12 protein-coding genes are annotated in these 12,140 nt (G+C 64.8%); 9 read left to right on the forward strand and 3 right to left on the reverse strand.

What is annotated here, in order from left to right:
- Window positions 1–32 precede the first annotated feature (32 nt).
- Window positions 33–914, reverse strand: a complete 882-nt coding sequence (gene gluQRS, locus VIM12_RS17285) for a tRNA glutamyl-Q(34) synthetase GluQRS (protein ID WP_331942970.1) — start codon at window positions 912–914, stop codon at window positions 33–35.
- Window positions 915–1,003: 89 nt separating this feature from the next.
- On the opposite strand from gluQRS, the gene VIM12_RS17290 reads away from it, so the two are divergent.
- Together VIM12_RS17290 and VIM12_RS17295 are read left to right on the forward strand one after the other, a co-directional pair.
- Window positions 1,004–1,699: a pirin family protein gene (locus tag VIM12_RS17290; RefSeq protein ID WP_331942972.1), complete on the forward strand. Its 696-nt coding sequence runs from the start codon at window positions 1,004–1,006 to the stop codon at window positions 1,697–1,699.
- 570 nt (window positions 1,700–2,269) lie between these two features.
- Complete coding sequence (locus tag VIM12_RS17295) at window positions 2,270–3,736, forward strand: hypothetical protein (RefSeq protein ID WP_331942974.1); 1,467 nt, start codon at window positions 2,270–2,272, stop codon at window positions 3,734–3,736.
- Between the two features lie 124 nt (window positions 3,737–3,860).
- Here the strand turns inward: VIM12_RS17295 and VIM12_RS17300 are convergent, their stop codons facing one another.
- A complete protein-coding gene (locus VIM12_RS17300) occupies window positions 3,861–5,039 on the reverse strand; it encodes a glycosyltransferase (protein WP_331942976.1) in 1,179 nt (392 codons plus the stop codon).
- Window positions 5,040–5,331: 292 nt separating this feature from the next.
- Window positions 5,332–5,556, reverse strand: a complete 225-nt coding sequence (locus VIM12_RS17305) for a hypothetical protein (RefSeq protein WP_331942978.1) — start codon at window positions 5,554–5,556, stop codon at window positions 5,332–5,334.
- A 217-nt stretch (window positions 5,557–5,773) separates the two neighbouring features.
- On the opposite strand from VIM12_RS17305, the gene rfbB reads away from it, so the two are divergent.
- From rfbB to VIM12_RS17340, 7 genes are all read left to right on the forward strand, one after another.
- A complete protein-coding gene (gene rfbB / locus VIM12_RS17310; RefSeq protein ID WP_331942980.1) occupies window positions 5,774–6,850 on the forward strand; it encodes a dTDP-glucose 4,6-dehydratase in 1,077 nt (358 codons plus the stop codon).
- The gene (gene rfbD, locus VIM12_RS17315) at window positions 6,847–7,755 is read left to right on the forward strand and encodes a dTDP-4-dehydrorhamnose reductase (RefSeq protein WP_331942982.1); all 909 of its coding nucleotides are present in this window, start codon (window positions 6,847–6,849) and stop codon (window positions 7,753–7,755) included. Before rfbB ends, rfbD begins: the two co-directional genes overlap by 4 nt.
- Window positions 7,752–8,636 carry a glucose-1-phosphate thymidylyltransferase RfbA gene (gene rfbA / locus VIM12_RS17320; RefSeq protein WP_331942984.1) on the forward strand — a complete coding sequence of 295 codons (885 nt, stop codon included), beginning with the start codon at window positions 7,752–7,754 and terminating at the stop codon, window positions 8,634–8,636. The genes rfbD and rfbA overlap by 4 nt, the downstream gene beginning before the upstream one ends.
- Window positions 8,636–9,181 carry a dTDP-4-dehydrorhamnose 3,5-epimerase gene (rfbC, locus tag VIM12_RS17325; protein ID WP_331942986.1) on the forward strand — a complete coding sequence of 182 codons (546 nt, stop codon included), beginning with the start codon at window positions 8,636–8,638 and terminating at the stop codon, window positions 9,179–9,181. Before rfbA ends, rfbC begins: the two co-directional genes overlap by 1 nt.
- 189 nt (window positions 9,182–9,370) lie before the next feature.
- On the forward strand, window positions 9,371–9,730 hold the full coding sequence (locus VIM12_RS17330; RefSeq protein WP_331942988.1) for a MarR family EPS-associated transcriptional regulator: 360 nt from the start codon (window positions 9,371–9,373) through the stop codon (window positions 9,728–9,730).
- Window positions 9,727–11,022: a nucleotide sugar dehydrogenase gene (locus VIM12_RS17335; protein WP_331942990.1), complete on the forward strand. Its 1,296-nt coding sequence runs from the start codon at window positions 9,727–9,729 to the stop codon at window positions 11,020–11,022. Before VIM12_RS17330 ends, VIM12_RS17335 begins: the two co-directional genes overlap by 4 nt.
- An 18-nt stretch (window positions 11,023–11,040) precedes the next feature.
- Window positions 11,041–12,099 (forward strand): Gfo/Idh/MocA family oxidoreductase, encoded by a 1,059-nt coding sequence (locus tag VIM12_RS17340; RefSeq protein ID WP_331942992.1) that lies wholly within the window; start codon window positions 11,041–11,043, stop codon window positions 12,097–12,099.
- Window positions 12,100–12,140 lie beyond the last annotated feature (41 nt).

Genomic DNA, 12,140 nt, shown 5'->3' on the forward strand with positions numbered 1-12,140 from the left:
GGCCTGCGGGTCCGTTTCTGCGTCTTGCGCCGCTACTTCCCGAAGCGCCCCGCCCACGCGGTACAGGCGGCGGGCCAGAACGCTCCCATGCTTGCCGTCGCCGAGGGCGGCAATCCCAGTCCAAGAAAAACCGCAGCCTCCCGCAGTTCGCGCAGCGGATAAGCAAGGTCGAGCGCGGGCGCATCGGTCTGCTTCGACAATTTCTCCCCATTCGCATTGGTCACGACCGGTACATGCAGGTAGTGCGGCGTCGCATAACCGAGCAGGCCCTGGAGGAAGATCTGGCGCGGCGTCGATTCGAGCAGGTCGGCGCCGCGCACCACGTGCGTGACGCCCTGCTCGGCATCGTCGACCACCACCGCGAGCTGGTACGCCCAATACCCGTCCGCGCGCTTCAGGACGAAGTCGCCGACCTCGGTGGCCAGATCCTGTCGCACCGGGCCCATCCAGCGGTCGTTGAAATCGATGGCGGCAGGGCCGCCCTCGGGCACCTTCAGTCGCCAGGCGCGCGCCGTCTTTCCGTGCGCAAGGCCCTGGCGGCAGATGCCCGGATAGACTGCCGCGCCGTCGCTTGCCACCCCCAGTCGTGAATCGGCGATCTCCTTGCGCGTGCAGCCGCAGGGATAGACATGGCTGCCCAGGCGTTCGAAGGCTGCCTGGTACAGTGCCTTGCGGCGGCTTTGCCATACCACCTCGCCGTCGACATGCATGCCCAGCACCGCCAGGCTACGCAGGATGGATTCCGCCGCACCCGTGACGGTACGCCCTTCGTCGACGTCCTCGATGCGGACCCGCCAGCTGCCGCCATGGGTCCGGGCATCGAGATAGCTGGCGAGGGCCGCCACGAGCGAACCCTTATGCAGCGGCCCGGTCGGCGAAGGCGCGAAGCGCCCGGTATAAGAGGAAGTCTGCATGCTGTGATGATGGTCAGGCAGCGGCGCGCAACTGCGGTCGGCTTGCCAGGGTCAAATCGGCTGACGGAATTTCCGAGAGGATCGCCGACATGATCGAATTGCGCAAGAGCGGGGAGCGTGGCCATGCCGACCACGGCTGGCTTGATTCCTGGCACAGCTTCTCGTTTGGCGACTACTACGACCCGCAATACATGGGTTTCGGTCCGCTGCGCGTGATCAATGAAGATCGCGTCGCACCGGGCCGCGGCTTCGGCGCGCACGGGCACCGCGACATGGAAATCATCAGCTACGTCCTCGCCGGCGAACTCGCGCATCAGGACAGCATGGGCAACGGGAGCGTGCTGCGGCCTGGCGATGTGCAGCGGATGAGCGCGGGACGCGGCGTCATGCATGCCGAGTACAACCATTCCCGGGATCAGCCGACGCATTTCCTGCAGATATGGATCGAGCCGAACGTGCATGGCATTTCACCCGGCTACCAGGAGAAACATTTTCCCTCCAGCGAGAAGGAGGGGCGCCTGCGACTGATCGCAAGTCCCGACGGCGCGCAAGGCTCGGTCCTCATCCACCAGGATGCCCGCGTATTTGCGGGCCTGTTTGGCGACGGCCGTGCCGAATTTTCCTTCGTGCAAGGACGTCGGGGCTATCTTCATGTCGCCCGAGGGGCATTGACCGTGAACGGTGTCGCGCTGTCGGCGGGCGACGCGATACGCGTATCGGAAGAAGCCGGCCTCACCATCGGTCCCGGCGACGACGCGGAAATTCTTCTGTTCGACCTTCCCTGACAACACACCAACAGACGGGTGGCCGCCCGGCCTCGCCGCTCATCGCCATCATGCGTCTGCTTGAATGGGGCGCGGACACCGATCCTGCAACGGCAAGCGAAACGCCGACGCAGATGCTGCCGCAAGGCAAGCGAGATGCATGCAACCTCACCGTCTTTTCACGACTGGCTAATTGCACGCACGGCTGGAACGCAAAAGCGGCACACGCTGTAGTGAGCGCAGCGATGGCGCGGCGCGGGCAAACGCATGGGCGCGCGCGCAATGCGCGCCACCTTCCTACTGCGCATCGCCGCAGATAAATGAATCCTCTGAGCATTCGCAAGTGTTCCGGTGACGCACTTAGTTTGCGTCAAGAAGCACACGGCCTAACTTTTCGAGAATGGGTTTCCAGTCGTTACCTGTGTTCCACCGGCAGTGTCGCAGACGCTTTTTCCGATGCGAGGCAGCGACGACATGGTCAACACGTACCACCGGAGGAGGGGGATCGCGTTCTTGGAGGCCGAATAAAAAAAGCTGCTCCCCGGAGATCTGCCGACTTTAAACATGACACCATTTGAGGAAATAAAACCTATGTTCCGTGACTTCAATATCAAGCCGCTCGTCGCAGCAATGGCCGCTGCAAGTTTGCTCACGGCATGCGGCGGCGGCGGCGGCGGATCCGATCCGGCCCCCAGCACCAACAACCCGAGCCAGAACGGAGGAACGCCGGACACGAGCGGCGGAAACCCGAACCCGAACAACCCGGGCAACCAGCCCGACACCTCGATGACGATGACCTGCGCGGACGGCAGCGATGTCCAGTGCAGCGGTTCGACCGTCCTGCTGTCGGACAACGGCGTGACGCTGACCGATTCCGGCGTGCAGGTATTCTCGCGCACCACCAGCGACCTCGCCGATCCGATCGTCGACAAGACCACGCCGATCGGCATGGCGCTGTTCGATCGCCCTGCGGGCGAGCCGCAGCCGCTCGCCGACGTGCGCGTGCGCAAGGATGCGACCACCGGCCTCGCCACCGGCGCCGCACTCCTGCTCAGCAACCTCAACATGTCGTGGGATGGCACCACCGATCGTCCGCTGATCATCGAGACCTTCGCAACCGAAGCCGGCCGCGTCGAGCTCAACACCGCCGGCGCGCTTGCGCGCTCGTCACTGCGTCCGACCTCGGACGTCGCCTTCTACAACTTCGCCAGCCTCGGCCGCAATGCGACCCAGGCCAACTACGCCAACAACAGCTACTACCCGCGTAGTGCGACGTCCGACTGCACGCCTGTCTCGACCACCCCGGCCGACTGCGAGACCTCGGGCATCAGCGCCACTGCCGGCGACTGGAGCACCTCCGAGACCGGTCGCCTGCCGAGCTGGTTCGGCGGCAGCCGCCTGCACAACGATGGCGACATCCACGCCGGTGATATTCCGGGCGCCGTCGGTACCGGCGTGCCGTTCCCTGGCTCGAAGGGTTACCGTAGCCTCGACAGCTGGAACTACCAGTACGCCAACCTGAGCTCATGGGTCACGCAGGACACCATCCGCATGGCCGAGTGGACCGGCGGTTCGGGCTCCGACGAACACAACACCGGCCGTCGCGGCGTCGTCGCCTTTGGCGCCGTCACCGATCCGACGCTGGTGCCGACCTCCGGCACCGCGACCTACTCGGGCATCGTGTACGGCTACTACGCCACGAGCGCGAGCGTGGATCCGGACGTCGTGCGCGGCACAGCGACCGTCACCGTCGACTACGGCACCCGCAACGTCACGGTTTCGTTCACCAACGTCATCCGCTACGATGCCACCGGCGCCACCGTGCCGCTGGCGTTCGACACCGCCGTGGTGCAAGGCACCGGACGCAACGCCAACTACATGACCGGCCCGATCAATGCCGGCACGTTCACCGGCGGCCTGAGCGCCCGTTACTTCGGCCCGATCGTGAGCACCGGTAGCACCGGCGCAGGACCTGCTGAAATCGCCGGCGCAATGCGCTTTACGAGCGGCACCGGCGGTGCCGCGGTGATCGGCGGCTTCATCGCCCGCAAGGACTGATAGCGGACCGAAGCGAACCTGCAGCAGGAATGGCCGCTGCGACCCGAACTCTTGCGGTTCGGGTCGCAGCGGCCTTCTCTTTTTGCAGGAAGCGTGCCGCGCGTGCCGCGGGCAGCGCGGGATGTCAATCAGCCTTCATGGCCGAAGCGCGGGCAGCTGCAGCATCGGCATCTGCAGCGGCAACGGCAGCTTCGTCGCCTGCCGCGGCCGGCCGGCGCGGCAGCGGCAGCCAGGCCGGGCTCTGGAAGCGCACGATGCTGGCGTAGAGCCAGACGTAGCTGATGATGAAAAGGAGGATGAAACCGAGCAGGAACAGGTCGTCGTTCCAGAACATGACGGCAGGAACCACGGCCAGCAGATTGAGCGCCCACAGGTAGGGCGAGGTCATGGAATTGCCGCGCGCCCGGACCGGCGCATCCTGCCCGGCATCGCGCCAGCGCACCAGGCGCTTGTTGATCAGCTGATGAAGATGCATGGCGTCCGGCGCGCCCGGGGATTGTCCCCGGACGAACTTGCGCCGGTAGATGCTGAAGACGGTCTCGAATACCGGATAGATCACGAGCAGCAGCGGAAACAGCACCGACACCTCGGGATTGCGCTCGCGCAGCAGGACCGCAAGCTCGGCAATGACGAATCCGGTCAGATAGGCGCCGCCATCGCCTAGGAAGATCTTCGCCTTCGGGTAGTTCCAGACCAGGAAGCCGGCGACCGCCGCCGCGCAGATCAGCGCGGCGATCCGGATCACGTCGTCACCGACGAAATAGCCGACGGCGGCGAGCGCCAGCAGCGTCGTCACGCAGGTGAAACCCGAAAGTCCGTTGAAGCCGTCGATCAGATTGATGGCGTTCGCCACGCCGGCCACGGCGACAACGGTAAAGAAGAAGGCAACCAGGTTGACCTGGAACACCAGGTCGATCAGCGGGATGCCGAAGCTGCGCACGGTGGCGTCCAGCAGCAGGCAGCCGACCAGCGCCGCAATCATCGTCACGACCAGGCGGACGGCGACCGAGACGCGCTTGGTGAGATCCTCAAGCAGGCCGACTGCGAACACCAGCGAGCACGGCAGCATGAAGGCGAGCGCGAACTTGGCATGCTTGGCGTCGAGCAGGAACAGCAGCGCGGTGCTCAGGGCCAGGCCGAAGAATATCCCGATGCCTCCCACCCGCGGGACCGGAATCGCATGGACCTTCTGGACGCCGTTCAGATCGTGGTCGGCGCTGAGATGGGAATGCAGATGGCTGAACCGGACCACCAGGAAGGTGATCAGCAAGGAACCGAAGAGCGAAAAGATGGCGTACTTCATATAGTCGCAATGAGCGCAAGAACAGAGTCGATTTCAGTACTCCGGTCGCGGGTCGGGATCGTGCCGACAGCCTGGGCGAGGAGACTTTTGTAATATGCTGCGCTCGCAGGCGGTAGCCCGCGCAGAGGAGAAACTTCGGTCGGGGATTGTAACTGAAATGAGGTTTCTTTTAGGAAAAAATGTCGTTTTCCCTATTCAATTCAGGCAGTTACGTTGCTAAACCGTCGTCAATCCCATGTTCATGGTAGAGGCCGAAGCGCCAAGCGGGAAGGTCGGTGAGGAGGAGGAAGCGCTAGGGGCGATTGCGCGGTGAGCGCGCCAGTGCTGAGGCAAGCCAGAGGCTGAAGTGCATGGCGAGACCCGCCGCCAGAAGGCAGTCTGCCGGCCCTGCTCCGTCAGACCGGACACTCAGCCCGAGCTCCCGGACGGGATGGGACAGGGAGAGGCAGGCGCCAAGGCCGAGCAGCAGGTTGGCCGCCGCGCGGATCAGCCTGGCCTCCTGGAGATGCAGCTTCATCTTGCCTCCTGTTGACGGGGACGGCGATGCGACGCCGGGGGTGATCCGGCAAAAATAGCAGTTGCTTTCACCGCTGATCTTGGCGTTCGTCAACTGTCAAGGACCATGCCGGGGCGCGTCGCCGGCACCGCAGCGGACCCGGTTTGGTATTGGCGCCGCCGGAATGTTAAGCTCCGCGCTGCCGGCCGCCTGGCGGGCATGGAAGGAAAAAGTTCGGATGACCATACTCGTTACCGGCGGAGCCGGCTTCATAGGCAACAACTTCGTGCACGACTGGCTAGCGGCTGGCGATGAGCGCGTCGTCAATCTCGACAAGCTAACCTATGCGGGAAACCTGTCCAGCCTCGCTGATCTGCGCGGCGACGAGCGGCACGTGTTCGTGCACGGGGATATCGCCGACCGTGCGCTGATTGCGCGGCTGCTTGCGGCGCACCGGCCGCGGGCGGTACTCAACTTCGCGGCCGAATCGCATGTCGACCGCTCCATCCACGGTCCGTCCGAGTTCATCCAGACCAACATCATCGGCACCTTCCAGCTTCTCGAAGCTGTCCGCGACCACTGGTCGGGCCTGGGCGAGGCGGAGCGGGGCGCGTTCAGGTTCCTGCATGTGTCCACCGACGAAGTGTACGGATCGCTGGGAGAAAACGACCCGGCCTTCCGCGAGACCAACGCCTACCAGCCCAACAGTCCGTATTCCGCCAGCAAGGCGGCGTCCGACCACCTGGTCCGCGCCTGGCACCACACTTACGGACTCCCGGTGCTGACGACCAACTGCAGCAACAACTACGGCCCCTATCATTTTCCGGAAAAGCTGATCCCGCTCGTCATCGTCAATGCGCTGGCCGGCAAGCCGCTGCCGATCTACGGCGACGGCCGCCAGGTCCGGGACTGGCTCTACGTACGGGACCATTGCAGCGCGATCCGGCGGGTCCTCGACCGTGGCGTGCCGGGCGAGACCTACAACATCGGCGGCTGGAACGAAAAAACCAACCTGGAGGTCGTGCAAGTCCTGTGCAGGACGCTCGACGAACTCGCTCCCGCGGCGCACGGCAGCTCTTACGCAGCCCAGATCAGCTTCGTCGCCGATCGGCCGGGCCATGACAGGCGCTATGCGATCGACGCCGGCAGGATCGAGAAGGAACTCGGATGGCGGCCGGCGGAAACCTTCGACACCGGCATCCGCAAGACCGTGCGGTGGTACCTCGATAATCGCGCCTGGGTGGAAGAAGTGCAGTCCGGCGCGTATCGCGAATGGATCAGCCGGCAGTATGAACGCGGCGGGGCGGGCGGTTGAAGATCCTCCTGCTTGGCAAGGGCGGCCAGGTCGGCTGGGAGCTGCAGCGTTCCCTTGCCCCGCTTGGCGAGCTGGTCGCTCTCGCCACGGCGGACGCCGATTTCGATCGTCCCGATACGCTGCGGCCAGTGCTCGCCGCGGCGCGACCCGAGGTGATCGTCAATGCCGCAGCGTACACCGCGGTCGACCAGGCGGAATCGGAGCCGGACAAGGCCTGGCGGATCAATGCGGAATCGGTCGGCGTCCTTGCCGAGGAGGCAAGGGCGCTCGGCGCACTGCTGGTCCATTTTTCGACCGACTATGTGTTCGACGGCGCGAAGGCGACGCCCTATGTCGAGGATGACGCGACGCGCCCGCTCTCGGTCTACGGCAGGACGAAACTGGAAGGCGAGCAACGAATTCGTGCATCCGGCGCCCGGCATCTGGTGTTCCGCACCAGCTGGGTCTATTCGGCGCGGGGGACGAATTTCGCAAGGACCATCCTGCGGCTGGCGCGCGAGAGGGAGGTGCTGAGCGTGGTCGACGACCAGCTGGGGGCGCCGACCAGCGCCGAGCTGGTCGCCGACGTCACCGCGCTCGCGATCCATCGCCTGCGGGCCCGGGCAGGATGCGCTGTTCCGGACCACGGGATCTATCACCTCGCCGCGTCCGGCAGGACCAGCTGGCACGGCTTTGCCGCCCATGTCCTGCAACTGGTGGCGGCGCGCGGAATCGGACTCAGGCTGGCGCCTGAAAACCTGCGCGCCATCCCCAGCGCGCAATACCCGCTGCCTGCCGTCCGGCCGCGCAACTCGACGCTCGATACCCGCAAGCTCGCCGATGCATACGGCCTGTACCTGCCGGACTGGCGCAATCACCTGGAACGCACGATGGATGAAATTATCGCAAGGGGCGAACAACCGTGAAAAAACGCAAGGGCATCATACTGGCCGGCGGCTCCGGCACGCGCCTCTACCCGGCCACGACGGCGGTATCCAAGCAGCTGCTGCCGGTCTTCGACAAGCCGATGATCTACTATCCGCTCAGTACACTGATGCTCGCCGGGATCCGCGACGTGCTGATCATCTCGACCCCCCAGGACACGCCGCGCTTCGCGCAGCTGCTCGGCAGCGGTGCGCAATGGGGCATGAACCTGTCCTACGCCGTGCAGGCTTCCCCGGACGGCCTCGCCCAGGCCTTCCTGATCGGCGCCGATTTCATCGACGGCGCCCCGTCCGCCCTGGTCCTCGGCGACAATATCTTCCACGGCCACGATCTGCAGCGGCTGCTCGCCAACGCGATGGCGCGGACCGAAGGCGCAAGCGTCTTTGCCTATCATGTCAAGGATCCCGAGCGCTACGGGGTCGTCGAGTTCGGCGCCGACGGCCGGGCCACCAGCCTGGAGGAAAAGCCGGCGGCGCCGAAGTCCGGTTACGCCGTGACGGGCCTGTATTTCTATGACGAGCAGGCGGTCGGACTGGCGCGGACACTGAAGCCGTCAGCGCGGGGCGAACTGGAGATCACCGACCTGAATTGCCTGTACATGCGGCAGTCGCGCCTGTCGGTCGAAATCCTGGGCCGCGGCTACGCATGGCTCGATACGGGCACGCATGAATCCCTGCTCGACGCGAGCCAGTTCATCGCCACCCTCGAGGCGCGCCAGGGCCTGAAGGTCGCGTGCCCGGAGGAGATCGCGTTCCGGCAGAAGTGGATCGACGCGGGACAGCTCGAGATGCTTGCCCAGCCGCTGGCCAAGAGCGGCTACGGCCAGTATCTGCTGCGTCTGCTGAATGAGAAGGTGTTCTGATGAAAGCGACCCGGCTTGCCATTCCCGATGTCGTGCTGCTGGAGCCGACGGTGTACGGGGACGCGCGCGGCTTCTTCCTGGAGAGCTATAACCGGCGCGAGCTCGGGCAGGTCCTGGGCATGCAGCCGGAATTCGTCCAGGACAACCACAGCCGCTCGGCAAGAGGCGTGCTGCGCGGACTGCACTACCAGGTGGTGCGTCCCCAAGGCAAGCTGGTGAGGGTGGTGCGCGGCGCGGTCTTCGATGTGGTCGTGGATATCCGCCGCGGCTCCCCGACGTTCGGACAGTGGATCGGCACCGAGCTGAATGCGGACGCGCACACGCAGCTCTGGGTCCCGCCGGGGTTCGCGCACGGCTTCCTCGTCCTCAGCGAGTCTGCCGACTTCATGTACAAGACCACCGACTACTATGCGCCCGAGCACGAGCGGTGCATTGCCTGGGACGATCCCGACCTCGGGATCGCCTGGCCGGACGACGTCATCCCGGTCCTCTCCGAAAAGGACCGGCGGGGCGCGGCGTTCCGGAATGCGGAACTGATCGACTAGCGCGGACCCTGCCGACGCGGCCCGGCGATTGCCCCGTCGACCACCCGGCGCGCCCGGCACCGGGTGAGGCCGCGATTTTGGTTGCATTGGCGCATCACAGCCAGTAGAATTGTTCAATTTTGAACGAACCCCGTCCGCGGCCCGCGCCCACGTCGCCGGAAAGGGCGCCCCTCTCCTGAAAACAACGACATGAATCAGCAGGAAGACATACGGTTTCGCCTGCTGCGCATGCTGCAGGAGAATCCCAACCTGAGCCAGCGCGACCTCGCGGAGGCGCTCGGCGTCAGCCTCGGCAAGGCCAATTATTGCCTGCAGTCGCTGCTCGAGAAGGGGTTGATCAAGATTCAGAACTTCAAGAGCAGCAAACGCAAGCTGGCCTACGCCTACCTTCTTACGCCTGCCGGCCTGGCGGAAAAAACGTCCCTCGCGGCGCGCTTCCTGAGCAGGAAAATGGATGAGTACGAGCGCCTGAAAGCAGAAATCGAATCGCTGCAGAACGAGATTCAAGAGACGGCGAGAAGCAAAAGCAACCTTCCAGAAAATCTATGAGTGTTCACGACAAAAAAATTGCGGTCATCGGCCTCGGCTATGTGGGGCTGCCGCTCGCGGTCGAATTCGGCAAGCAGCGACCGGTGCTGGGCTTCGATATCAGCGCCGCGCGCATCGAGGAACTGAAATCCGGACGCGACCACACGCTGGAGGTGACCTCGGACGAGTTGCGGAAAGCGGAGTCGCTCTCCTATTCGTGCGATGCCGCGGCCCTGAAGGATTGCGGCATTTTTATCGTCACGGTGCCGACGCCGATCGACCAGGCGAACCGGCCCGACCTGACACCCCTGGTCAAGGCCAGCGAAACCGTCGGCAAGGCGCTGACGCACGGCGCCATCGTCATCTATGAGTCGACCGTCTATCCCGGCTGCACCGAAGAGGTATGCGTGCCGGTACTCGAGCGAGTGTCCGGCCTCAAATTCAACGTCGACTTCTTCTGCGGCTACAGCCCGGAGCGCATCAACCCCGGCGACAAGGTCAACACCCTGACGAAGATCAGGAAGATCACCAGCGGGTCGACGCCGGAAACGGCAGAGGTCGTCGACGCGCTCTACCGCAGCATCATCACCGCAGGCACCTATCCCGCGACCAGCCTGAAGGTCGCCGAGGCGGCCAAGGTGATCGAGAACACGCAGCGCGACCTCAACATCGCGCTCGTCAACGAGCTTTCGGTGATCTTCGACCGCCTCGGCATCGACACCATCGAGGTGCTCGAGGCGGCAGGCAGCAAGTGGAACTTCCTGCCGTTCCGCCCCGGCATGGTCGGCGGCCACTGCATCGGGGTCGATCCCTATTACCTCACGCACAAGGCGGAGGAAGTCGGGTATCACCCGCAGGTCATCCTGGCGGGGCGCCGCATCAACGACAACATGGCGCGCTATGCCGCGCGCAATGTCATCAAGCTGATGCTGCGCAACGGTATCGATGCTGCCCGCAGCACCGTCGGCGTGCTCGGCATGACCTTCAAGGAGAACTGCCCGGATATCCGCAATACCAAGGTGATCGACCTGGTGCGGGAACTGGAAGCATGGGGCGTACGGGCGGTTGTCGCCGATCCGTGGGCAGACCCGGCGGAAGTCGAGCACGAATACGGCCTGACCCTCGGGAAGGTGGATGCCGAGCATCCGGTGGATGCGCTGGTGGTCGCGGTAGGCCACAACGAATACCGCAGCCTGACGCCCGCCGCGCTGCGCCCGCTGTGCAAGGGCGAGGCGCCCGTCCTGGCCGATTTAAAGAGCCTGTATAACCGCCACGAAGCGGCGGCGGCAGGATTCACGGTCTTCCGTTTCTGATCCCGGCACAACAAGTCTATGCAAAACTACTCCACCATCACCGATCGCAAGATCCGCCTCGCGCTCGTCGGCTGCGGCCGCATCGCGGCCAACCATTTCGGCGCGATCGAAAAACATGCGGACCGCGTCGAGCTCGTCGACGTCTGCGACACGAACCCGCAGGCCCTGGAGCAGGCCATCGCGCGCACCGGCGCGCAGGGGCACAGGAGCCTGGATGACATGCTCAAGGCCACTACCGCCGATCTGGTGGTGCTGACGACGCCCAGCGGGCTGCATCCGCAGCAGGCCGTCGATGTCGCCCGCAGCGGGCGGCATGTCATGACCGAGAAGCCGATGGCGACGCGGTGGCACGACGGCGTGCGCATGGTGAAGGCCTGCGACGATGCCAACGTCCGCCTGTTCGTCGTCAAGCAGAACCGGCGCAACGCAACGCTGCGCCTGCTCAAGCAGGCCGTGGAGCAGGGCCGTTTCGGGCGCATCTATTCGGTCGCCGTCAACGTGTTCTGGACCCGCCCGCAGGACTACTACGACAGCGCGGCATGGCGCGGGACCTGGGAATTCGACGGCGGCGCCTTCATGAACCAGGCCAGCCACTACATCGATCTGCTCGACTGGCTGGTCGGTCCGGTGGAGAGCGTGATGACCTATACCGGCACCCTGGCGCGCAACATCGAGGTCGAGGATACCGGCGTCGCGGCGATCCGCTGGCGCAGCGGCGCGATGGGCACGCTCAACGTGACCATGCTGACCTACCCGAAAAACCTGGAAGGCAGCATCACCATCCTCGGCGAGAAGGGCACGGTGCGCATCGGCGGTGTCGCCGTCAACGAGATCCAGACCTGGGATTTCGCCGACGCGCGGCCGGAAGATGCGGATATCACCGCAGCGAGCTACGAGACGGGCTCCGTCTACGGCTTCGGCCACCCGTTGTACTACGACAACGTCATCAAGACGCTGCGCGGCGAGGCCGAGGCGGAAACCGACGGCCGCGAGGGTCTCAAGTCGCTGGAGCTGCTGATCGCCATGTACCTGTCCTCGCGCGACGGCAAGCGGATTGCGCTGCCGCTCGAGTACTGAGGCGCGTACGGCGGCAAGCGAAAGCGGCGGGATACACACTA

Origin of the sequence: Noviherbaspirillum sp., from assembly GCF_036563305.1 — a bacterium.
In the GTDB taxonomy this organism is placed as follows: domain Bacteria; phylum Pseudomonadota; class Gammaproteobacteria; order Burkholderiales; family Burkholderiaceae_D; genus Noviherbaspirillum.